14 protein-coding genes and 2 pseudogenes are annotated in these 23,285 nt (G+C 61.9%); 1 reads left to right on the forward strand and 15 read right to left on the reverse strand.

Features of this window, described 5'->3' with window-relative positions; genetic code table 11:
• Nucleotides 1-189 precede the first annotated feature (189 nt).
• From IQK56_RS07800 to urtA, 10 genes and pseudogenes are all read right to left on the reverse strand, one after another.
• A complete protein-coding gene (locus IQK56_RS07800) occupies nt 190-495 on the reverse strand; it encodes an urease subunit beta (protein ID WP_065947146.1) in 306 nt (101 codons plus the stop codon).
• Nucleotides 492-1,025, reverse strand: coding sequence for a GNAT family N-acetyltransferase (locus tag IQK56_RS07805; RefSeq protein WP_193862044.1), 534 nt, complete (start codon nt 1,023-1,025; stop codon nt 492-494). Before IQK56_RS07805 ends, IQK56_RS07800 begins: the two co-directional genes overlap by 4 nt.
• A 5-nt stretch (nt 1,026-1,030) precedes the next feature.
• Nucleotides 1,031-1,543, reverse strand: coding sequence for a GNAT family N-acetyltransferase (locus IQK56_RS07810; protein ID WP_193862045.1), 513 nt, complete (start codon nt 1,541-1,543; stop codon nt 1,031-1,033).
• A gap of 9 nt (nt 1,544-1,552) precedes the next feature.
• On the reverse strand, nt 1,553-1,855 hold the full coding sequence (locus IQK56_RS07815) for an urease subunit gamma (protein WP_048727287.1): 303 nt from the start codon (nt 1,853-1,855) through the stop codon (nt 1,553-1,555).
• Between the two features lie 80 nt (nt 1,856-1,935).
• Nucleotides 1,936-2,751, reverse strand: a complete 816-nt coding sequence (locus IQK56_RS07820; RefSeq protein ID WP_193901624.1) for an urease accessory protein UreD — start codon at nt 2,749-2,751, stop codon at nt 1,936-1,938.
• Nucleotides 2,752-2,807: 56 nt separating this feature from the next.
• Nucleotides 2,808-3,506 (reverse strand): urea ABC transporter ATP-binding subunit UrtE, encoded by a 699-nt coding sequence (gene urtE, locus IQK56_RS07825; protein ID WP_122307370.1) that lies wholly within the window; start codon nt 3,504-3,506, stop codon nt 2,808-2,810.
• A 118-nt stretch (nt 3,507-3,624) separates the two neighbouring features.
• Entirely contained in the window at nt 3,625-4,458 is an 834-nt protein-coding gene (gene urtD / locus IQK56_RS07830) for an urea ABC transporter ATP-binding protein UrtD (protein WP_122307369.1), read from the reverse strand.
• Nucleotides 4,455-5,522: an urea ABC transporter permease subunit UrtC gene (gene urtC, locus IQK56_RS07835; RefSeq protein WP_150674950.1), complete on the reverse strand. Its 1,068-nt coding sequence runs from the start codon at nt 5,520-5,522 to the stop codon at nt 4,455-4,457. The genes urtD and urtC overlap by 4 nt, the downstream gene beginning before the upstream one ends.
• A pseudogene (gene urtB, locus IQK56_RS07840) lies at nt 5,522-7,021 on the reverse strand (urea ABC transporter permease subunit UrtB). Before urtB ends, urtC begins: the two are co-directional and overlap by 1 nt.
• Before the next feature lie 140 nt (nt 7,022-7,161).
• Nucleotides 7,162-8,427 (reverse strand): urea ABC transporter substrate-binding protein, encoded by a 1,266-nt coding sequence (urtA, locus tag IQK56_RS07845; protein ID WP_033897367.1) that lies wholly within the window; start codon nt 8,425-8,427, stop codon nt 7,162-7,164.
• 322 nt (nt 8,428-8,749) lie between these two features.
• Between urtA and IQK56_RS07850 the strand changes: the two genes are divergently transcribed.
• Entirely contained in the window at nt 8,750-16,654 is a 7,905-nt protein-coding gene (locus IQK56_RS07850; protein WP_193862047.1) for a DUF4329 domain-containing protein, read from the forward strand.
• 14 nt (nt 16,655-16,668) lie between these two features.
• Here IQK56_RS07850 and IQK56_RS07855 read toward each other — a convergent pair.
• From IQK56_RS07855 to IQK56_RS07875, 5 genes and pseudogenes are all read right to left on the reverse strand, one after another.
• Nucleotides 16,669-17,678, reverse strand: a pseudogene (locus IQK56_RS07855) (FecCD family ABC transporter permease).
• The gene (locus IQK56_RS07860) at nt 17,675-18,622 is read right to left on the reverse strand and encodes an ABC transporter substrate-binding protein (RefSeq protein WP_193862057.1); all 948 of its coding nucleotides are present in this window, start codon (nt 18,620-18,622) and stop codon (nt 17,675-17,677) included. The pseudogene IQK56_RS07855 and the gene IQK56_RS07860 overlap by 4 nt, the downstream one beginning before the upstream one ends.
• A complete protein-coding gene (locus IQK56_RS07865; protein WP_150760917.1) occupies nt 18,622-19,407 on the reverse strand; it encodes an ABC transporter ATP-binding protein in 786 nt (261 codons plus the stop codon). The genes IQK56_RS07860 and IQK56_RS07865 overlap by 1 nt, the downstream gene beginning before the upstream one ends.
• Before the next feature lie 23 nt (nt 19,408-19,430).
• The gene (locus IQK56_RS07870) at nt 19,431-21,539 is read right to left on the reverse strand and encodes a TonB-dependent receptor (RefSeq protein WP_193862049.1); all 2,109 of its coding nucleotides are present in this window, start codon (nt 21,537-21,539) and stop codon (nt 19,431-19,433) included.
• A gap of 150 nt (nt 21,540-21,689) precedes the next feature.
• Entirely contained in the window at nt 21,690-23,072 is a 1,383-nt protein-coding gene (locus IQK56_RS07875) for a PepSY-associated TM helix domain-containing protein (protein WP_193862050.1), read from the reverse strand.
• Between the last annotated feature and the right edge of the window lie 213 nt (nt 23,073-23,285).

The raw sequence follows: 23,285 nt of genomic DNA on the forward strand, positions 1-23,285 counted from the left end.
GTACATGTCTGCGTAGGCTTGGCGGCTGATTTTCATGTGTGTGCCCTGGAAAAATTATGTTGAATGTGAGTCCGCTATCGGGGGCAAGTCGAATCGTCGCACCGCCCCTCACCCACACTTGAATGGGTTCACAAAATTAAAGGTGTGAACCCAATCCAATGTGGGAGGGGGCTTGCCCCCAATGAGGCCCTAAAGGTCGCCCATGATCCGACCGGCAAACCCAAACACGCGCCGCCCACCGCTCAAATCCACCAACTCAACCTCCCGACTCTGCCCCGGCTCGAACCGCACCGCCGTGCCCGCCGGAATATTCAGGCGCATGCCTCGGCTCAACGCCCGGTCAAACGTCAGCGCGTCATTGGTCTCGAAAAAATGATAATGCGAGCCCACCTGGATCGGCCGGTCGCCGCTGTTGGCCACGCTCAGGGTGACGGTGCGGCGGCCGACGTTGAGTTCGATCTCGCCGGGCTGGATCTGATATTCACCAGGAATCATGCAGGTTGCCCCAGGGTCTTGAAGTAGATGGCGGTCGGGCTGTAGCGCCCGTCCGGGCTTTGGCAGTAATCGGGCAGTTCACCGATCTTGGTGTAGCGCAGCGCCTGGTAGAAGGCTTCGGCCCCGGAGCCGGCTTCGGTGTCCAGGTACAGCAGGCCGCGCTTGTGCTGGCGTGCGGCAAGTTCCAGGGTGTGCATCAGTTGCTGGCCCAGGCCATGGCGACGGGCACTGCTGTGCACCAGCAGTTTTTGCACCTCGGCGCGGTTCAGGCCGTTGGCTTTCTGGCACAGCGCCAATTGCACGCTGGCCTGCACCTGTTCGTCGCGCACCACCACCCACAGCAACAGGCTGGCGTCTTCGATGCTCGCCTGAACGCCGCGCAGATAGTCGCGGGCCTGGGCCTCATCGAAGTCGGCCATAAAGCCCACCGACGCGCCGTGCTTGACCGCGTCCAGCAACAGCTCAATCAGGCCCTCGCGGTAATGGGCAAAACTTTCTGCATTGACTCGACGCAGTTGCGCAACGCTCATCGATCTCACTCCTTGGGCGGCTCGGCGCCCGGGTTCAAGGCCAGTTGCATAAAGGTCAGGTCGAGCCAGCGTCCGAACTTGATACCCACCTGCGGCATCTGCCCGGTGGTGACGAAACCCAGGCGTTCATGCAGGCGGATCGAGGCCTGGTTGCCGCTTTCGATGGCGGCGACCATCACGTACTTGCCGCCGCTGCGCGCACGTTCGATCAAGGCTTCCATCAGGCGCGGGCCAAGGCCTCTGCCGCGCTGGTCGTTACGCACATACACCGAGTGCTCGACGCTGTAGCGAAAGCCTTCGAAGGGGCGCCAGTCGCCGAACGAGGCGTAGCCGGTGACTTCATCATGCTCGACCGACACCAGGATCGGATACGCCTGGGCCTGGCGTGCGTTGAACCACGCCAGGCGGTTGGCCAGGTCGACCGGTTGTTCGTTCCAGATCGCCGTGGTGTTGCGCACCGCGTCGTTGTAGATATCGCGGATCGCTGGCAGGTCGCTTTCAATCGCATCACGAATCATGGCCGGGCCTCAGGCGATGGGTTGGTGGACGGTGACCAGCTTGGTGCCGTCGGGGAAGGTGGCTTCCACCTGGATATCCGGGATCATCTCCGGGATGCCTTCCATCACCTGTTCACGGTTGAGCAGGGTGGTGCCGAAGTGCATCAGGTCGGCCACGGTACGGCCATCGCGGGCGCCTTCCATCAGCGCCGCCGAGATGTAGGCGATGGTTTCCGGGTAATTGAGCTTCACCCCGCGTGCCAGACGGCGCTCGGCAACCAAGCCTGCGGTGAAGATCAGCAGTTTGTCTTTTTCCCGTGGGGTCAGGTCCATGGTTCAACGTCCTTCAAACAACATTCATAAAAACACTGGAGATCCCTGTGGAGGGGGCTTGTCCCCTCCCACAGGGATCTTCATGTGCTCCAGATTCGGGGTGAAACGGCTTCGCGGCCCAGCATCGCCGGGCGCAGCAGCCGCCATAAATCAATCAACCAACCCCGCGCCAACAGCGCCTCGCTGGCCAGGCAGCGCGCCACTAGCAAGCCGGGCAGTTGGGTCAGGTCGCCGCGCACGGCATGTGGCAGGGAGCGACAGGTTTCGAGTAATTCGGGTGCGATTTCGCCCGTCACCAACAGCGTGGCAAACACCGGTTGCCCGTCCAGGCCAATGGGCGAGTCGAGCAACCCATCGGCGCCGACAATGCGCTGGCGTTCGTGCCAGAGCAGCTGGCCGTCGCGGCGGATATCCAGGTGCGATTGAAAGTGTCCAAGGTCGAAACGCTCGCCACTGGCCGGGCGGCCCAGGGCGACCACGTCCCAGTAGAACAGCCGTGCATCTGCCTGCAGGTCGATGCGCGTAGTGAGTTCGGCCTGGGCGGCGCTGAATACGATGGCCTCCTGGGGCAGCCATTCCAGCGTCGCGCCAGCTTCGACCGTCAGTTCGAGTTGCTGGAAGGCCGGGCCGCTGGCGCGGTACCACTTGGCCGCGCCGGGGCTGGTCAATTGGGCCCAGGCCCCTTCGGCGACATGGGCGCTGATGTCCAGGCGATCCCCACCGGCAATCCCGCCGGGCGGGTGCACGATGATGTGCTGGCACACCTCGGGGCCTTCGGCGTACAGGTGCTTTTGCACCCGCAGCGGGCCGAGGTGGCGGCGCATCACCGGGCGCGTGGTGTCGCCGAAACGCGCGTAGCCGAGTTCCAGCTCGGCGTGCCAGCTGGGGGTGAACAGGGCAGGGGGGAACGGGCAGGTTCATGTCTTTATGCTTATCGTTAGGACGCTACAGATTAGATGGTTACGAGACCACGTACACCCTCGCTTTCCATATTTTCTCCACGGCCCTGCTGCACGATTTCGCCACGGGACATCACCAGGTACTGGTCGGCCAGTTCAGCGGCAAAGTCGTAGAACTGCTCCACCAGCAGAATCGCCATATCGCCCTGGGCGGCGAGCTTTTTGATCACCGCGCCGATCTCCTTGATCACCGAGGGTTGGATGCCTTCGGTGGGCTCATCCAGGATCAACAGGCGCGGGCGGCTGGCCAGGGCTCTGCCGATCGCAAGCTGTTGCTGCTGGCCGCCGGACAAGTCACCGCCGCGTCGATGCTTCATCTGCAGCAACACCGGGAACAGTTCGTAGATAAACGCCGGCACTTGCCTGGCCTCTGAACCGGGGAAGCGGGAAAGCCCCATCAACAGGTTTTCTTCCACCGTCAGCCGCCCGAAAATCTCCCGGCCTTGAGGCACATAGGCGATACCGGCGTGCACGCGCTGGTGCGGTTTGAACCCGGTGATGGCCTTGCCTTCCCAGTTCACCGCCCCTTCCTTGGCCGGCAGCAAGCCCATCAGGCACTTGAGCAGGGTGGTCTTGCCCACGCCGTTACGCCCGAGCAGGCAGGTGACTTCGCCGATCTTCACGTCAAACGAAAGCCCGCGCAGGATGTGGCTACCGCCGTAGTATTGGTGCAGGTGTTGTACTTGTAGCATTGGAACTCCGTTAGTTGGGCTTCAAGCGGCAAGCTTTAAGCTGCAAGTAAGAGCGGGCGGATGCCTGCTTTGCTTTAACTTGCCGCTTGAAGCTTTTGGCTCGAAGCTGGCCGATGTGTCACCGTCCCAAATACACTTCAATAACCCGCTCATCGGCCTGCACCTGTTCCAGCGACCCTTCAGCCAGCACGCTGCCCTGGTGCAACACCGTCACATGGTCGGCAATCGAGCCGACAAAACCCATGTCGTGCTCCACTACCATCAGCGAATGTTTGCCCGCCAGGCGCTTGAACAGCTCTGCGGTGAATTCGGTTTCGGCATCCGTCATGCCCGCCACCGGTTCATCCAGCAGCAACAGTTGCGGGTCTTGCATCAGCAGCATGCCGATTTCCAGGAACTGCTTCTGACCGTGGGACAGCAACCCGGCGGGACGCTGTACCGAGGCCGTGAGGCGGATGGTGTCGAGCACTTCATCGATACGGTCTTTCTGCTCGCCGCTCAGGCGGGCACGCAGGCTGGCCCACACCGACTTGTCGGTCTTCTGCGCCAGCTCCAGGTTTTCAAACACGCTGAGGGCTTCGAACACCGTGGGCTTCTGGAACTTGCGCCCGATGCCGGCCTGGGCGATCTGTACTTCGCTCATGCTGGTCAGGTCCAGGGTTTCGCCGAACCAGGCGTTACCGTGGCTGGGCCGGGTCTTGCCGGTGATCACGTCCATCAGCGTGGTCTTGCCCGCGCCGTTGGGGCCGATGATGCAGCGCAGTTCGCCAACGCCGATGTAGAGATTGAGGTCGTTGAGCGCCTTGAAACCGTCGAAGCTGACGCTGATGTCTTCCAGGGTCAGGATGGTGCCGTGGCGAGTGTTCAAGCCCTTGCCGGCCGCCTGGCCGATACCGATGGCGTCGCGGCCAGTGCCGGCATCAAAAATAGGTTCGAGCATGACGTTCCTCATTTCTTCAGCAGGCCGATAACGCCCTTGGGCAAATACAAGGTGACGATGATGAACAGCGCCCCGAGGAAGAACAGCCAGTATTCCGGGAAGGCCACGGTGAACCAGCTCTTCATGCCATTGACCACGCCCGCGCCGAGCAGCGGGCCGATCAAGGTGCCGCGCCCGCCCAAGGCCACCCACACGGCGGCTTCGATGGAGTTGGTCGGCGACATTTCGCTGGGGTTGATGATGCCCACTTGCGGTACGTACAAGGCACCGGCCAGACCGCACAGCACCGCGCTCAACACCCACACGAACAGCTTGAAGCCGCGTGGATCGTAGCCGCAGAACATCAGGCGGTTCTCGGCATCGCGCAGGGCTGTCAGCACCCGGCCGAACTTGCTCTGCGCCAGGCGCCAGCCGATGTACAGGCTGGCGACCAACAGCAGCACCGTGGCCAGGAACAACACCGCCCGCGTGCCCGGCTCGGTAATGCCGAAACCCAGAATGCTGCGGAAATTGGTAAAGCCGTTGTTGCCGCCAAACCCGGTCTCGTTGCGAAAGAACAGCAGCATGCCGGCGAAGGTCAGGGCCTGGGTCATGATCGAGAAATACACGCCCTTGATCCGCGAACGGAAGGCAAAGAAACCGAACACCAACGCCAGCAAACCCGGCGCCAGCACCACCAGGCACAAGGCCCAGAGGAAGTGGTCGGTGCCGGCCCAGTACCAGGGCAATTCGGTCCACGACAAAAAGGTCATGAACGCCGGCAGTTGATCACCGGACGCCTGGCGCATCAGGTACATGCCCATCGCATAACCGCCGAGGGCGAAGAACAAACCGTGGCCCAGAGACAGCATCCCGGCGTAACCCCACACCAGATCCAGGGCCAGGGCGACGATGGCGTAGCAGAGGATCTTGCCCACCAGCGTCAGGGTGTACGCCGACACATGCAGCGGGTTTTCCGGCGAGAGCAGAGAGCACAACGGCAAGGCCAGCAGCAGGATCAGGATGATCACACCGGCGGCAATCGTCGCCTTGGGGCCGGCCTTTTGCGCGGCTGTAAGCATCAATGGCTGGTTCATCAGTCGATCACCCGTCCTTTCAGTGCGAAGAGTCCTTGCGGGCGTTTCTGGATAAACAGAATGATCAGCGCGAGGATCAGGATCTTGCCGAGCACGGCACCGATCTGCGGTTCCAGAATCTTGTTGGCGATGCCCAGGCCGAAGGCCGCAGTGACACTGCCGGCCAACTGGCCGACGCCGCCCAACACCACCACCAGAAACGAATCGATGATGTAGCTCTGGCCCAGGTCCGGGCCGACGTTGCCGATCTGGCTCAGCGCCACGCCGCCCAGGCCGGCGATGCCGGAGCCGAGGCCAAAGGCGAGCATGTCCACGCGCCCGGTGGGCACGCCGCAGCAGGCCGCCATGTTGCGGTTCTGGGTGACGGCGCGCACGTTGAGGCCCAGGCGCGTCTTGTTGAGCAGCAGCCAGGTGAGCACCACCACGAACAGCGCGAAGGCGATGATCACGATGCGGTTGTACGGCAGCACCAGATTGGGCAGCACCTGGATACCGCCGGACAACCATTGGGGGTTGGCCACTTCGACGTTCTGCGCGCCGAACACCAGGCGCACGGCCTGGATCAGCATCAGGCTGATGCCCCAGGTGGCGAGCAGGGTTTCCAATGGCCGGCCGTAGAGGTGACGAATCACCGTGCGCTCCAGCGCCATGCCGATGGCGGCGGTGACGAAAAACGCCACCGGCAGCGCGATCAGCGGGTAGAACTCGATGGCTTGCGGCACGTAGCGCTGCATCAGCAACTGCACCACATAGGTGGAATAGGCGCCGAGCATCAGCATCTCGCCGTGGGCCATGTTGATCACGCCGACAGGCCAAAGGTGATCGCCAGGCCCAGCGCGGCCAGCAGCAGGATCGAACCGAGGGACATACCGCTGAAGGCTTGGCCGAGGATCTCGCCCACCATCAATTTGCGTTTGACCTGGGCCAGGCTGGTTTCGGCGGCGGTGTGCACGGTGGCATCGGTTTCGACGCCGGGCGCGAGCAGCGCTTCAAGGCGGGTACGGGCGAGCGGGTCGCCGGTGCTGCGAGCAAACGCACGGCGCCAGGCGCACCACCGGGTCGGGGTCGACCAGTTGCAGGTTGGCCAGGGCCAGGCTCAGGGCGGTGTGCACGCCTTCATCGGTTTCGGCGGCAACGCGCTGGTCGAGAAACTTGAGCTGCGCAGGTTGCGCGCTTTTTTGCAGGGTAACCGCTGCGGCCAGACGCACCTTGGGGTCGGCGGCGAGCAGTTGCTGGCTGGCTTGCACGTTGTCGATCAAGCCGCGCAGGCGGTTGTTCAGGCGCACCGTCCTGGTCTCGCCATTGACCGTGATCTGGCCTTGTTGCAGGGCGTCCACCAACTCGATGCGTGCCGGGTCAGGCGTTGCGGCCCAGTCCTGGAGCAGCTTGGCTTGTTGGGTCGGGTTGGCGGCGAGGAAGTCTTCGGCGTCGCTGGCGTGTGCGGCAAACGGCAGCAACAGCAGCAAGGCCAGGAAATAGCGATGGAGGGCAGTGGGCATAAACAAATGTCCTAGTCATGCGCGGTCAAAACTGTGGGAGGGGGCTTGCCCCCGATAGCAGTGGTTCAGTGATAAATGCATTGCCTGATACACCGCCATCGGGGGCAAGCCCCCTCCCACATTTGGCCTGTGGTGGGGCTTTAGTTGCTCTTCACCGCATAGTCCGGCTTTTTGTCATTGCCAGGAATGTACGGGCTCCATGGCTGGGCGCGGATCGGCTCCTGGGTTTGCCACACCACCGAGAACTGACCGTCGGCCTGGATCTCACCGATCATTACCGGCTTGTGCAGGTGGTGGTTGGTCTTGTCCATGGTCAGGGTAAAGCCCGACGGCGCGGCGAAGGTCTGGCCGGCCAAGGCTTCACGCACTTTGTCGACGTCGGTGGACTTGGCTTTCTCGGCCGCCTGGGCCCACATGTGGATGCCCACGTAGGTGGCTTCCATCGGGTCGTTGGTCACGGCTTTGTCGGCGCCCGGCAGGTTGTGTTTCTTGGCGTAGGCTTTCCAGTCGGCGACGAATTTCTGGTTGACCGGGTTCTCCACCGACTGGAAGTAGTTCCAGGCGGCCAGGTTGCCCACCAGCGGCTTGGTGTCGATGCCGCGCAGTTCTTCTTCACCCACGGAGAACGCCACCACCGGCACGTCGGTGGCCTTCAAACCCTGGTTGGCCAGCTCTTTGTAGAACGGCACGTTGGAGTCGCCGTTCACGGTGGAGATCACCGCGGTCTTGCCGCCGGCAGAGAATTTTTTGATGTTGGCGACGATGGTCTGGTAATCGGCGTGGCCGAACGGGGTGTAGACCTCTTCGATGTCTTTATCCGCGACGCCTTTGGAATGCAGGAACGAGCGCAGGATCTTGTTGGTGGTGCGCGGGTACACGTAGTCGGTGCCCAGCAGGAAGAAGCGTTTGGCGCTGCCGCCTTCTTCGCTCATCAGGTATTCCACGGCCGGGATCGCCTGCTGGTTTGGTGCCGCACCGGTGTAGAACACGTTCGGCGACATCTCTTCACCTTCGTATTGCACGGGGTAGAACAGCAAGCCGTTGAGTTCTTCGAACACCGGCAACACGGATTTACGCGACACCGAGGTCCAGCAGCCGAACACCACGGCGACCTTGTCCTGGGTCAGCAACTGCCGGCCTTTTTCGGCGAACAACGGCCAGTTGGAAGCCGGGTCCACGACCACCGGTTCGAGCATCTTGCCGTTTACACCGCCCTTGGCGTTGATCTCGTCGATGGTCATCAACGCCATGTCTTTGAGGGACGTCTCGGAGATGGCCATGGTCCCGGACAGCGAGTGCAGGATGCCGACCTTGATGGTCTCGGCGGCCTGGATAGTCCAGGTCATGCCCATGGCGGCAATGGATGCCGACAGAGTGAAAGCCTTGATCAAGCTGCGACGCTTCATGGTGCGATCTCCGGGTACAGGTGATTTTTATGAGGGGCGGATGCAGATACCAAGGGGTTCTAGCAAAGGCTGTGCCTACTGCTGAAGTGCCTGTTTTTACAGGGTAAAAACCTCAGGTTGTGCGAGTGACGCACCAACCGGGGGCGAGTCGGTGCATGCGGTGCAGGCTGTGCGCTTAAACAGGGCTTGGTGGGGTACGCGTGCCTGCATATCTATTGAACACCCTTGCGGGCGTAGCGCCGGGGATCCTCGGTGTGGGTTTGCGTTGTGCAATCCCGGGTGCCGATGGGCACCCATTACTCAATGGTGTGAAGGTGGTTTCATGGACGCAGAATTACCCAGGGAAAAGCGGGCGGCTACCGCGAAGGTCACGAAGTACAAATACAGCCCGGCATTTGTCAGCGCCGATGATGCCGCGCGTTATGCGCATGAGCGCATCGGCACCAGACGAGATGTGGAATACGGCAGCGTCATTTTGCAGAGGGTGTCGGACAACAAGATTTTTGCGACCGAGCCGATTTCCGGCAAGTCCGCTACGTTCGACTTTTCATTGCTTTTGGAGCGGGGGGTGAACAATCAGTTTGTTGAGCCTCCGGGCTATAAACTGCTGGGCGCGCTGCACTCTCATCCGGATCAGTTTATCTACCTGAAAAAGTCCAACCCTCGATTTTCCGATCGCCAGGTGCGCATCTTCAACAGCTTTTTTTCCGAGCGGGATGTGGTGTTCAATCACTATGAGGGGCGGGCGCTGGGCACTGCGTATGTGTCTGGGCCCAACGGCACGCTGCTCAAATACCAGTCCGGGTTTTCGCAGGCTGAGCGGCAGTTCGTGGACTGGATTGACGAGGTCAAAACCGCCCCGCCTGCCCATGGTCACGATGGTTCCATCGAAGGCTTCATCAGGAAGCTGGCATCGCTGGGCCGCTTGTCCCTGCTGACGCCCAGTGAGGATTGGGGAGGTGCTGCTGGCGTTATTGATCAGCGCTGGCAGCCCTATCTGCCATTGGCCGCGACCCAGGAAACCATCGCGTGTGGCCCGCTTTTTCCGACTGTGGAGCAGGCGCTGAACCATGCGCAGGTGCGCATGAGGCGCAAGCCAGAGGTCCGGCAGATGGTCATGCTGCTCAGGCATGAACAACAGGATGAGTTTGTCGCAACCCAGGCGCTTGCGCTCAGTGGTGACGAGCACGTGCCCGCCGATAACCGCCTGCCTTCGCTGACGGGCGGGCCCTTCCTGCCGCCGGGTCTGCATGTTCATGGCTTTTTTTATCTGTCGCGGTCGGCGCCGGCGCAGCTTCCCAAGACAGAGCCCTGGTTGTACCCGCAGTTCTTCAGTCCCGCCGAACTGGCCGCCTACATTGCCAAGGCCCGTCGATACCTGCAGGCCCCTGTCTCTGCACTGGGGCTCTCAGTGTATCTGCGCACTCGTGATAACGCGCTGTTGCGCTACCGGTTCAGCGGTTCGCCAGCGGAAACACAGTTGTTCAGGGTTGATGAGCAGGGCGTGGTTTCCGACCAAGGTATTCAACAGGCGCTGGACCGCGGGACGATGACGCCTCGTCAGTTTGTGGCACGGGTGGCCGAGGCGGGTGAGTTGACCGTCGAGCAAACCAGTTCGCTGTGGGATGTGGCGGGCATGGTCGGAACCGACTGGGTGCCGTATGCAACGTTCCCCTTGCAGGGGCTTAAGGTGAGCCCACCCTTTGCGTCTGCCGATGAAGCCGCGTTGTACGCCCATGCGCAGATGGATCAGCGTCGAGGTCGTGAATACGCTGCGTTGATTCTCAAGCGCCCTGACCAGCGCTATGTATTGACGCAAGCACTGGAGTCGGGAAGCAACCCTTATAAATTCCAAGGGTTCTATCCCTGGGACAGCACTTCCCAGCAGTTGGCGTTGCCTGACGGTTACCAATTGCATGCCTGGGTCGGATCACACCGGGCGCAATCGGCCGGCGCCAGAATGAATTGGTCGAATGAAGACAATGCCGTCTACGCGCAAAGCTTCACTGATCAGGAGGCCTATCAGATCCATCAGTTGCAAGTGCCGGGCTACCTTTCCGGGGCTAAAGACAGCCTGATCGTCCTGGACCCCGTTGGCGCTGAACAGGCCGAATTCCTGAAGTTTTATGAGGCGCCCAGAGGCGGCAGCCTGATTGCCCGCAACCTGGCAGACGGCACGTTCACACCGGCTGATGCGGTGCGCACGTTGGCGCAGGTCAGCCGCTTGCGAATCGTGCAGGGAAATAGCCTGTGGGGGCCGGTTGGGCCCGTTGATCGGCACTGGGTACCGTTTGCCGCAGGCAAGCCGCTACCCAAACCTGTGGCAGCGGGCGGCGGTAAGGCAGTGGTTGCGCTTCCAACGCTGAGTCCTGCCTTTGTTCATGCCGACGATGCGGCTTTCTGGGCCCACAAGCGAATTGGCGCGCGGCGTGAACGTGAGTACGGCGGGGTGATCCTGCGTAACCCACAGCGGTATTTTTTTGCCACCGAACCCTTCGTGGGTTCAGCAGAAACATTTGATGTCAGAAAGGTGCTCAATCGCGCGCCTGATGGTTCCGTCGTTGCCCCGAGCGGGTATCGGTTGATCGGGATCTATCATTCGCACCCGGCCGTGCATGCAAGCGTAGCGCTCGAAAATCCCGAGTTTTCAGCGCAACAGGTCAAGGCGTTTGTGAACTTTTTTTCCATCGACGATGTGATCGCCGAAGTGGTTCACCAGAAGACCTTCTCGCTGTCGTACCTGTCCGGTCCGGACGATTCATTGATTCGCTACAAACCCAGCGGGTCAGCCCAGGAGGCGCTTTACGTCAAATGGCTGAACGGTGAACTGAGGGGGCGCCCGGTCGCGGCTGATGATACGGTTGAAGGCGACATCCAGACGCTGGCCAGGATCGGAGAGCTGAGTTTTGTCGTCGCCAGTGATGTGTGGGGCGGATCGCGTGGCGTGGTGCCTGCTCATTGGCAGCCCTATACCCCGTTTGTGCAGCACTCGCCGGCGTTATTGCCGTTACTGACAAAGGTGTGCGACCAGGTGACGGACGCCATCAACGCCGGTGTTGAAGGTAGCGAGGGCGCTAAGGACACCTGGCGCCTGGGGCTTATCTTCAAGCGTGACGATAAGGCACAGTATGTGGCGACTCACGCCGTGCACGTCAAAGAGCCACGATTTTTGGTCACGCAGTTTTTATCGACGGACCAGGATGGGTTCTACCGGGTGCCCGATGGGCATCGTATCGCCGGTTTCTACTGTGAGCCCCCCGCAGAGCGCACCGCGTTGGCGGTGGCCCAGCCTTGGCTCTACCGCAGCTTTTTTCCGGCGCTGGGTTTGGCGACGGCAGCCCATCAGGCTCATCTGATTGCCAGCCTGCAGACACCGGAGCAGCCTTTGGGGCTGTATCAGCAAGCGCCGGGAGGGGCGCTGCTCAGGTACCAGTTTTCCTACTCTGAGGCCGAAGCCGGTCTGTACCACGTTGCCGAGGATGGCCTCGTCGGCGATCACGACCTTGAAGCCCCCTTGCTGACAGGAACGCTTACGCCCCAGGAGTATGTGCTGAGGGTCGCGGCTGCCGGGATGCTGACGGTGCTCAGTACTGACCGCATCTGGGATCGTGCGGGTCGGGTGACGGCCGACTGGCGACCCTTTTCCAGCATCCCGCCGATTACCACAGGGCCAGCATTTGTGACCGCCGATGATGCCGCACGCTGGGCTCATGCTCAGATCGGCGAGCGTCGGGACAAAGAATATGGCGGTGCGATTCTCAAGCGTGGCAATCATTATTTCGCGACAGAACCGGTCAGCGGTGCCCAGGTGCTGTTCGATTTCCGTACGATTCTGGCCCTGGATGATCAGGATAACTTCATCGCTCCCCATCCCTATCAGTGCACTGGGCTTTATCATTCCCATCCAGCCGACGACGGTCAGATAAAGCAGCATAACCCCCAGTTCACCGAGGATCAGGTCGAGCTGTTCGGCAGTTTTTATTCCCCCGCCGACCAAGTGTTTGCGATCACACATCGGGGCTTTTCCCAGGTGCATTACTTATCGGGTGCGCAGGGTTCGTTACTCAGGTACGTAAGCAGCGGTTCGACGGAGGAAAAGAGCCTGCTCGGCCAGCTGACCGGCAGCGTGGCGGTGGAGCCGTCAACCGCGTTTGAAGGGGCCGTCCGCAGGCTGGCAAAGGCCGGGGAGTTAAAGGTAGTGGTGCCTTCGCCCGTGTGGGGTGGATCGCGGGGCAAGGTGCCCCACGACTGGACCCTGCGCAGTGCTGTAAGCCCTGCCGGAACCGTGTCGGAGCAACCCTTTTTTACCCCGGTCGCCGGTAGCGCCCAGGTAGCCGTGTTGCTTGCCTTGAGCCTCCCGGCCCACCTGCCGCAAGCCCGTTATCAGGGGGTTGTCCTCCAGCACCTGGGCACCTCGACCTATATCGCCACCGAACCGACGGTCTGGGGGGCGTCGCTGACCGGGTTGTTCCCGCTTCGCGAAAATGGCCAACCACGGCTGCCATCCAACTATCGCCTGGTGGGCTTTTACTACTCGGCCGCTCCGCTGGCTACGGCAGCGCTATCTGCCTTGGAGCCCTGGTTGTACAAGCGATTTGTCAGCCCTCTGTTGTTGGTGACGGCAATGAATCAGGCGGCTTCCACCCGGAATCTGCAGATCGGCGACCTGGGCTTGAAGCTGTTTTTGCACACTGACGACAAGGCGCTGTTGCAGTGGCAAATGCCTGACGCCGCAGCCGCCACCGAATTGTTCCGGGTGGCCGCCGACGGCACGGTGTCGGATAACGGTAACCACGCCGCGCTGATGACCGGATCGTTGTCACCCCGAGGGTTTGTGCGCAGGGTCATTCGCGCAGGTGATCTGGCCGTGCTTCAGCAGGGGCGACTCTGGAATGCCCCAGGGCCGCTGTCTGACGATGAATATCTGCCGCTTGGCTTGCCGAGCGAGAGCCCCAGCGCCACCTTCCTGAGTGCCGACGATGCGGCACGCCATGCCCATGAGCGCATAGGCGTGCGGCGCGACGCAGCCTATGGCGGCTATATCTTGCAGCGTGCCGACCAGCGCTTTGCGTTCACTGAGCCGGTGCGTATTCAGGGGGATGGGTTCGCCGGGGATTTGCTGCTCCCGTCGCCGGGCAACGGCTTGCTGGTGCCCCCGAAAGATCATGTCATTCACGCCCGCTACAGCTCCCATCCGCCACAGTCCCACGACGAGTTGGCGCGCTGGCGGCGCCTGGGCTGGACCACGACTGACCTTGAGGTCAGCACAACGATGTTCACTGATATCGAAATCCGCTCCGTGATCCAGTCTCGAATGCCTGCCTACCTCAGTGGTTCGCCCAACAGCCTGATCGGCTATTTCCCCAGTGGTTCTGCAAACGAACTGTTGGTGCTGGCCAACGCAAACCGCGAGCCGGGGATTCACAGTTATCACCAGCGGCTGGAAACGGGCGTGCTCAAGCCGCAGGACATTGTGACGCGCCTGGCGGATGCCGGTGAGCTGCGGGTGCTGGTGCAGAGCCGCCTGTGGGGCGCACGGGTCAGGGTGTACGCGGACTGGACGCCGAACTTCGAATACGCCGGGGTTGCCCCGCAAACACCATCGTTCAGCGCGATTTTCATGACGCAGGATGCGGCGGCGATCAATGCTCATATTCGCAGCTATGGTCGAAACCTGGATGTTCAGGCGTACACGTCCTACGTGCTCAAACACCCGCAAAAAAACGAGTACGTGGTCAGCGAACTGGCCCCTGGCGCTTCCGGCAGGCGCTTGAGTGACTCTTCCCTGGGGGCGGCCTATTTGCAGGGTGGCGACTTTGCCCACGGTTTTGTGCTGGTCGGGCTGCTTCATTCGCAGCAGTGGCTGCCCAGTGGGCTGCCGCCGCTTGAGGCCTGGCTGACCCGGTTTTTCGCCACACCTCAGTTGCTGCAACGGGCCGAGGATGACGTCCGTTACTTGGCACGCTCAAGCGCGCAAGGTGGGCTGCCCATTTATCTGTCGACACTGGAAGGCGCGTTGTTGCGTTATCAGCCGCCCGCGACCTCATTGTTCACCGGTGGGAGCAATGGTGATGAGGTCGCGGTGCAGGACATGAGCCTGCGCCGTGGCACCCTGGATATTCGCCGCTTTGTTTCGTTGATGGCCCAGACCGGCGACTTGACGGTGCTGTACAGCACGCCGTGTTGGGATCGCCGTGCAGCGGTAAACAAGGCACCCTCGCAGTGGCGGCCCTACGCGAACTTTGTTCGCCGTCGTTTGGGACCGGCTTTTTATGATCAGGATGATGCGGCCCGTTATGCCCAGTCCCGGCTCAAAGACATCAACGGCCGGCGTTTATCGGGCGGGCTGATTCTCAAGCGCCCTGACGGTCTGTTTGTCGCCACTGAGCCTGTGAGTGTCCTTCGGGAGGACTTCGATCCCAAGTGGATTTTCCCGGACGAGGTCGTGGCGTTTGGCGGGTTTCCCGCAGCACACACCCTTGTTGCGCGCTACCGCTCCAGTCCCGGACGCGAACTGCCGTTTGCGCTGGATGCCATGCAACGTGATATCTACCGCAACATGCTGTCAACCCGGGTCATCAGTGCCGCACTGTCAGAGGTCGATGCCTCGCTGAGCCGCGAGTACCTGTTCGGCTCAGATGGGTGCGTGTTGAGTTACAGCTGCAGCCACTCGGCGCAGGAGGCTGCGCTGAAAAGCGCTCTGCAGCCCCTGAACCTGGTGCGCGAGGATCGGCTGGAGAACGCGCTGGAACACCAGATCCGTGCAGGAGAACTCAACCCCGAGGATTTTGTCACTCGCCTGGGCAAGGCCGGTACTTTGCGCGTGGTGCAAGGCAGCAAGGTCTGGGGACCGCCACGCGTGCTGCTGGGCACCTTTTTCGTGAATGCGCCTGTCGTGCCGGCCATGCAAATCCAAACGGCGATTGCCGAGCCGGCGCTAAGCCCTCTCTTCGCCCAGCCCGAGGCGGCGGTGCGGTATGCCCAGGAGCGTTGCCAATACGGCAATACCCTCCAGTTCGGCTACGTCCTCAAGTCGTCCAAAAAAGACCAGTACATGGTGACGCTGCCTCTGGCGCGGCAGAATTACTGGAAGTACGAGCAGGTGTTCCCCAAGGGACTTTTCCCCCAGGGGTATGTGCTGGAAGGGATATACCTCTGCGCGTCACTTGAACCCCAGACGCCTGGCCAGGACCCCCATGAGGGGCTGTTCCATTCGCCCTCGGATGTGGACAACGGGGTTCGGTTTGGCCGTTTTGCCATGAAGGGCAAACAGTTGACGTTGTACCTGGCCTGCCCTGAGGGCGCGTTGATCAGGTATCAGTACCTGGGCTCTGACGAGGCGTTGAGTGAGAACCGGTATCAGGTATCGCACCAACAGTTACGGGAGGGGAAAATCACGATACTCGACTATGTGCATGACCTGGCGCGTCACGGCAATGTGGATGTGCTGGTCCAGGGCAGGGTCTGGGCGGGCACGCTGCGGATCCGCCCAGACTGGAAGCCAGGCACGACACAAGCGTTCTATGACTTTCCGATCTGCGGCCCGCTGTTTTCCCATGCTGATGATGCGGCCCGAGACATTCAGCGCGGGTTGTCGTCGGTGAAGGGGCACAATTATGTCGCGGCGATTTTGACAGAGTCGACGCGCTCTTCGTTTACCGCCACGCTGCCGGTGTGGCCGGGTGTCGACAACGTCAGGCTGCTTCGATTGTTTTACACGGGACGGACTGGACCTGTGCAGCCCCTTGTATCGCCGGTCGACGAGCCAGTGCCCTATCCGGTTTTTCCAACAGACTATCAGGCCGTTGGCGCTCAGTTGATCTATCTGGACAAGAGCCCCATCGACAGCCCGACCGACAAGGATGGGGTCTTGTCGAGCAACTTTATCGAACCGTCATTGCTGAGCTATTTCGTTCGGATCCTCAAGGCGCACCATCAACCGATGATGAGCCTTTACGTAGCGCCTCGTGGCGGGGGACTGCTGAAATACGTACCGGATTTTTCCGTGCCGGAAACCCAGCTGATGGTGTCCGCGGCCAGCCTTAAACCCACTGAATTTCTCATGCGATTGAGTGGGGTTGGGCAGTTGCTCGTGCTCGACAGGGACAACTACTGGCGCCAGGAGGGGCTTTTGTCCGAGGTGCCAACGGGCAGTCGCCGTGATGCCCAGACCGATCTGCCGTTGACTGATGAAGTGTTGCCGATCCGTGAGCGTGATGAGCTGTAAGGCGCGGCGGGGTTTTAGCGCTTGCGCATCAAACCAATAAAAAACAACCCGCCAATGGCTGCCGTGGCGACGCCGATGGGCAGGTCTTCCGGGGCGATCATGGTACGCGCCGCGACATCGACCCATACCAGGAACAGGCTGCCCAATAGCGTGCACACCGGCAGCAATCGACGGTGTTCGGCGCCCACCAGGCGCCGGGCAATGTGCGGCACCATCAGCCCGACAAAGCCGATGGAGCCGCTGATGGACACCAGCACGCCGGTCATCAACGAGGCGATCAAAAACACCTTGAGCCGCACATTGCGGGCGTTCAGGCCGAGGGTCACGGCGGTCTGTTCGCCGGTCATCAAGGCATTCAGCGGGCGGGCCATGCCCAGCAGAAACACCAGCCCCAACAGCACCGTTGCGGTGGGAATGGCCAGCAGTTCCCAGCGCGCCAGGCCGAGGCCGCCGAGCATCCAGAACATCACCGCCGAGGCTGCGCATGGTCACCCATGAACAGCAACAGATTGGCCGCCGCCATCATCACGAATGACACCGCCACGCCGCACAACAACAGGCGATCACTCTCCAGTCGGCCATTGCGGCTGGCCACTGCGAGCACCACCAGCATGCTTGCCAATGCGCCCAGGAATGCGGCGACCGGCAGGGTCAACAGGCCAATCACTTCACCCACCTGCACCACCACGATCACCGCGCCCAATGTGGCGCCCGAGGTCACGCCCAGCAGGTGCGGGTCGGCCAATGGGTTACGGGTGACGGCCTGCAGCACCGCGCCGATCAGCGCCAGCCCGGCGCCGACCAAGGCGCCCAGCAACATGCGCGGCACGCGAATCAGCCAGACGATGGATTCCTGCCCGGCCGGCCACGTCACCTCGCCCAGCCCGAACGCCTTGTGCAGCAAGATGCGCCCCACCACGTCCACCGGCACCCGCGCCGGGCCGAACGCCAGGGAGATCACACTGGAGGCCAGCAACAACGCAACCAGTGCGACGAGCAGCCAGGCATAACGACGGCTGTTCATTCGCCGTGGAACCCCTTGGCCAGGGTTTCCACCGCCAGCACGTTATCGATGCCTGGCGTGGCCTGCACGTAGGGGATCACGATAAAACGCTGGTTCTTGATGGCGTCCACCCCTTGCAGCGCCGGGTTATTCATCAGGAAGGCCTGCTTCTGCCCGGCGGTGATCTCGCTGTAGTCGACGATCACGATCACCTGCGGGTTGCGCTCCACCACGGTCTCCCAGTTGACGCGGGTCCAACTGGCGTCCACGTCATCGAGAATGTTGCGCCCCCCGGCTGCGTCGATCAGTGCCTGGGGCATGCCCAGGCGACCCGACGTCATGGCGCGGTCCTCACCGCTGTCGTAGAGGAACACTCGCGGCTTGTCGGCGGGCAGGTCTTTTTGCACCTCGTCGACCTGCGCCTGCATCTGTGCGATCAGGGTGTTGGCGCGGTCCTGCACGTCGAAGATCCTGCCCAGGTTGCGCAGGTCGTTATAGGTGTCGTCCAGGGTTGCGGCCGGGCGCTTCATCACAAACGCACAGGACTCGGTCAGCTCGTACACGTTGATGCCCAAGGGTTGCAGGGTGCTCGGCGTCAGGTCGCCGCCCACGCGCATGCCGTAATCCCAGCCGGCGAAGAAGAAATCCACGTTGGCATTGAGCAGGGTTTCCACCGACGGGTACTTGCTCGCCAGCTCCGGCAGGCCGTCGAGCATCCCGGCCATTTCTGGCGTGACCGACTTCCAGCCGGTAATGCCGCTGTAGCCGGCCATGTGCGGCTTGAGGCCCAGGGCGAGCATCATCTGGGTCATGTTGATGTCGTGGCTCACCGCGTGCTTCGGCGCCTCTTGAAAGGTCACGTCGCGGTTGCAGCTTTTGACGGTCACCGGGTAATGGGTCGCATCGGCGAACGCTTGGGCCGTGCCGAACAGCAGGGCCAGAGACAGCAGGGAGCGCAGGATCATCATGAGGTTATCCAGGTGATTCGGGGGTAGCCGGACAAGGGGTGAGTGTCGATCAGCGCGTCGACGCCGAACACCTCGCGCAACAGTTCGGCGGTCAGCACTTCATGGGGCGTGCCACTGGCGACAATGCGCCCGTGGTTGATCACGTACAGCCGATCACAGAACGCGGCGGCCAGGTTCAGGTCGTGGATGCTGGCCAGGGTGCCGATGTCCAGGCGCTTGACCAGCCGCAAAAGCTCTAGCTGATAGCGCGGGTCGAGGTGGTTGGTCGGCTCGTCGAGGATCAGCAATTGCGGCTGTTGGGCCAGGGCTCGGGCGAGAATGACGCGCTGTTTTTCACCGCCCGAGAGGGTGGCGAAGGCATGGTCCTCGAAACCCAGCAGGCCGACGGATTCGAGCGCCTGCTGCACCAACTGCCGGTCGTGCAGGGTGTCGCCATCGAACAGCCCTTTGTGGGGCGTGCGGCCCATGGCGACCACCTCATCCACCCGCAGGCCGAAGGCGTCAGGAAACTCCTGCAACACCACGGCAATGCGTTGCGCGCACCACTTTGCGCTTTGCCGCCACACGTTTTGATGGGCGAGTTGCACTTCACCTTGGGCCGGTTTGCTGAAGCGATAGGCGCAGCGCAACAGGCTGGTCTTGCCGCTGCCATTAGGCCCGATCAACCCCACGAACTCCCCCGCACCGACGCGCAGGCTGGCGTCACGCAGTTGGAACAGGTGGTGGCAGTGGTCGTGACCCGGTGGGGTCCAGCCCAGCTGTGTGAGGGTGAGTGAGGTCATCGATGTTCTCAAGGTCAACACAGTTAGAAGGTGTAGTCCGCGGTGACGAAGAACGAGCGCGGCTCGCCGAGGATCCACTGCTGGCCGTCGTTGTACTGGCTGACGGCGTAGGTACGGTCGAACAGGTTATTCAGTTGCAACCCTAGCGTGGTATTGCGCAGCGCCTTCCACGACACGGTTGCATCGACCACGGTGTAGCTCGGCAGCGCATTCTGGTTGGCCATGTCGGCGTAGCGCGCGTCCACATAACGCACTCCGGCACCGGCGTGGATGTCGTCGGTCACGGCTTTGCTCAACCACAGGTTGGCGGTGCGGCGCGGGACGTCCACCGGACGGTTGCCGTCGCGGGACACCTGCACGCCGTTGACGTCCTGGCTGAAGTCGTCGTACTGCGCGTGGACAAGGGCAGCGTTGGCTTGCAGTTGCCAGGCGTTGGGCAGTTGCAGGTCGAGGCTGGCTTCCAGGCCACGGGAGGACTGCTGGCCGACTTGCTGCTTGAGGTCCGGGTCGCCCGGTACGTCGGTGAGCAGTTTCTTTTTGACGATGTGGTAGGCCGCCAGGGTCCATTCACCGCGCTGGTCCCAGAAGGCTTGCTTGATGCCGATTTCGGTCTGCTTGGCGGTGGACAGGTCGAACTGCTGCTGGCTCGGGCTCAGGGAAATCAGGCCGCCGACGCCGTCGGTGCTGGTGGCGTACTGGCCGTAGACCGAGGTGTCCGGCGTGATCGCATAGGCCAGGCCGGCTTTCCAGTTATTGCCGGTGAGGGTCTTGTCGGTGCGGCTGCCGTCGCGCAGAGCGTCACGCTCAACCTGTGCATAGTCGCGGCGGATACCAGTGATCAGCGACAGTTGGTCAGTGAGTTGCAAACGATTTTCGGCGAAGCCGGCAACGGTTTTGGTGGTGGTGGCGAACAGCGGTTTAAAGGCGTCCTGGCTGTCGAACTGCGCCGGCGCAGGGTGGTTGATGTCGATGGGTTGGCCACCGGTCACTACGTCGTTGAACGGCGAATTACTCGCCAGGCGGAAACGGATGCGGTTGTATTCCACGCCGGTCACGGTCTGGCTGTCGAGGCCGAACAGGGTGTGCTTGAAGGTGAAGGTCTGGCGGTCGCCGACTTGTTCCTGATTGTGCTTGATGGCGAAATTACCGCTGCGGGTCAGTTGGCCGCCGGTGAAAGTGTAGTTCTCGGCGTTCTGCCAGCGGCGCTGGTTTTTCAGGTAATACAGCGCGTTGGTGGCGCTGACGTTATCGCTGATTTGCCACTCGCTGGTCAGGCGCGTCCACTGGTCGTTGTAGTGCTGGGTGTCGTTGCTGACGTTGTAGTTCTTGTCGCGCAGGCCTTTGTGCAACTGGCCGTTGATCAGCGGCGTGCCGAAGTAGTTTTGCGGGCGCTGGTCGCCGTAGTCGCTGGCCAGGGTGAAGCTCAGGTTGTCCGCCGCTTGCCAGCGCATGGCGCCGCTGATGAAGTCGCTGCTGGAGTCGCCACGGTCGATAAAACCATTGCTGCGCAGGCGATTGAGGTTCAGGCGATAGCTCAGGGTGTCGGTCAGCGAGCCGCCGCTGTCGAGGGCCTGCTGCTGGCGGTCGTAGGAGCCGTAGCCCAGGCGGATGTGGTTTTCGATCTCGCCCTCAAACGGCTTTTTCGGCACGGTGTTGATCACTGCGCCGGTGGCGCCTTCGCCGTACAGCACCGAGGCCGGGCCGCGCAGCACGTCGACGCGCTCCACCGACCAGGTGTCTACCGGGAAGGTCGAGGTGCCCATGCCCATGTACATGCGGTTGCCGTCGTACAGCTGCATCACCGAGCCCTGGCCGGTGAAACCACGGGCCGACAACGAGGTGCCGCCGTCGCCCGGTGAGCCGGTGCGGCTGATGCCGGTGGCGCGGGAAATAGCGTCTTGCACACTGGCATCCCCGCGTTCGCGGATCTGCGCGCCGGTCTGGCTCTCGACGCTGGCCGGGGTTTGCAGGGCCGTGAGGTTCAGGCGCGAACCGGCAGTGGTGGGCGTCTTGAGGTCGACGCGCTGGTCATCCACGGCGGGCGCGGTGATGGGGCTGGCGGGCAGGGTCAGGGCCTGGGCAGTGTCGTGCAAGGCAAGCAGGCAGATGCCGCACGCAAGGTAGTTGTTCATGGGTCGATCAGTCTTCTTGGAGAGGTACTCGCCGCAGGGCGCGGCGAGTAACGATAACGCAGAAAGTGTTATAAGTTAACACTTATTGGCTGCGGGACAAACGTCCACGCAAGGCTACAGAAGGGCTCTGTGCCGGGCATCTCGCCTGTTTCATGCCGAACCTGAGGCAGATTCACCTTGGTTGAAAAACCGCGACAGCACCAGGCGATCCAATGCCCAGACCACAATCAACGAGGCGCCTACCAGCGGAAAAATGACCGCCAATCCGAGCATGATCACCATCGCGGTTTTCCACTTTGGCAGGTCATGACGCAACGGCGGCACACCCAGGCCACCCTGAGGTCGACGCTTCCACCAGATCACCACACCGCTCACGGCGCTGAGCAGAATCATCAGGCAGATCACCAGTACGATCAGTTGGTTGACCCAGCCGAACATCTTGCCTTCATGCAACATCACACCGGTCTCGGTGGCCCGCGCCACCAGGTTGTAGTGCGCCCAGCGCACATCGGCAAGGACGTTGCCGGTGTATTGGTCCACGTGCAGGGTGGCGTCATTGCGCGGGTCGTTGGCGAACACCGCGACGGTGAACACCCCGGTGGCGGTGGTGGGCAAGGTGATGCTGTAGCCGGGCTCGACCTTGCGCGAAGTGGCCAGATCGACCACCTGTTGCAGCGTTATGGTGGGTGCGGCGGGACCTGCGTGCATGGCGCCGTGGTTCATGTGTTCGGCATGGTCGCCAGACATGGGCATCGGCGTGTTTTCCATGGCCCAGGGCACGGTCTGTTGGGTCGCGGTGTTGAGCACCCGCGCTTGCTGGTCGGACTGCGGCACGTCGTTCCACATGGCTGCTGGGAAGGTGTTCCACAGCCCCGCGTACTGCTTGCCCCAGAAGCCTGTCCAGGTCATGCCGCTGAGCAGCATCACCAGCAAAAACGCCGCGCCCCAGAAGCCGGCGACCGCGTGCAGGTCGCGCCAGAACACGCGGCCGCGGCTCTTCAGGCGTGGCCACAGCACGCCGGCCGAAGACTTGCCGCGTGGCCACCACAGGTACAGGCCCGACACCACCAACATCACACCCCAGCCGGCGGCGAGTTCTATCAGGCGGTCGCCGGTGGTGCCGATCATCAGCTCGCCGTGCAGCGCACGGGCGATGGCTTGCAGGTTGTATTTCGCGTCCTGCTCGCCGAGGACGGTGCCGCGATAGGGGTCGATGAACACCGTCACTTCACGGCCATCTTGATGCATGACGAACTGCGCACTGCTGGTGGCATCGGCCGGTGGCAGGTATTTGCTGATCTTGCCCCGAGGGAAGGCGGCCTGGGCGCGTTGCAGTTGCTCGTCGGCGCTCAAGGTGTGTTCGGCTGCGGGCACGGTCAGCAAGTTGCCGTACATCAGCGGGTCGAGTTGGGGTTTGAACAGGTAGATGATGCCGGTCACGGCCAGCAGCACCATGAAAGGGGCGACGAAGAGGCCGGCGTAGAAATGCCAGCGCCAGGCCAGGTTGTAGAAGGAAACTTTATGAGTGGTCATCAGGGAGGCTCCGCAAAGCTTGAATTTTTTGTCGTTGGTCAGGCCGCCATCGGGGGCAAGCCCCCTCCCACATTTTGATCTCCATACATCAGGCAGATAGTTCATAGCCTGCTTTGATCTGCGCTTTTGATTGTGATCTTGATCTCAGGCGTCCGTTAAACATGCTGGCCGCACGCAGGCTTGAATTCGTGGACCACACTTTCTGCCGCCCCA

This window comes from Pseudomonas cyclaminis, from assembly GCF_015163715.1.
GTDB classification, from domain to species: domain Bacteria; phylum Pseudomonadota; class Gammaproteobacteria; order Pseudomonadales; family Pseudomonadaceae; genus Aquipseudomonas; species Aquipseudomonas cyclaminis.

Bases quoted from the DNA above. Each gene is read 5' to 3' on its own strand.
- IQK56_RS07800 (WP_065947146.1), bottom strand. From the start codon at position 495: ATGATTCCTGGTGAATATCAGATCCAGCCCGGCGAGATCGAACTCAAC.
- IQK56_RS07805 (WP_193862044.1), bottom strand. From the start codon at position 1,025: ATGAGCGTTGCGCAACTGCGTCGAGTCAATGCAGAAAGTTTTGCCCAT.
- IQK56_RS07810 (WP_193862045.1), bottom strand. From the start codon at position 1,543: ATGATTCGTGATGCGATTGAAAGCGACCTGCCAGCGATCCGCGATATC.
- IQK56_RS07815 (WP_048727287.1), bottom strand. From the start codon at position 1,855: ATGGACCTGACCCCACGGGAAAAAGACAAACTGCTGATCTTCACCGCA.
- urtE (WP_122307370.1), bottom strand. From the start codon at position 3,506: ATGCTACAAGTACAACACCTGCACCAATACTACGGCGGTAGCCACATC.
- urtD (WP_122307369.1), bottom strand. From the start codon at position 4,458: ATGAGGAACGTCATGCTCGAACCTATTTTTGATGCCGGCACTGGCCGC.
- urtC (WP_150674950.1), bottom strand. From the start codon at position 5,522: ATGAACCAGCCATTGATGCTTACAGCCGCGCAAAAGGCCGGCCCCAAG.
- urtA (WP_033897367.1), bottom strand. From the start codon at position 8,427: ATGAAGCGTCGCAGCTTGATCAAGGCTTTCACTCTGTCGGCATCCATT.
- IQK56_RS07850 (WP_193862047.1), top strand. From the start codon at position 8,750: ATGGACGCAGAATTACCCAGGGAAAAGCGGGCGGCTACCGCGAAGGTC.
- IQK56_RS07860 (WP_193862057.1), bottom strand. From the start codon at position 18,622: ATGATCCTGCGCTCCCTGCTGTCTCTGGCCCTGCTGTTCGGCACGGCC.
- IQK56_RS07865 (WP_150760917.1), bottom strand. From the start codon at position 19,407: ATGACCTCACTCACCCTCACACAGCTGGGCTGGACCCCACCGGGTCAC.
- IQK56_RS07870 (WP_193862049.1), bottom strand. From the start codon at position 21,539: ATGAACAACTACCTTGCGTGCGGCATCTGCCTGCTTGCCTTGCACGAC.
- IQK56_RS07875 (WP_193862050.1), bottom strand. From the start codon at position 23,072: ATGACCACTCATAAAGTTTCCTTCTACAACCTGGCCTGGCGCTGGCAT.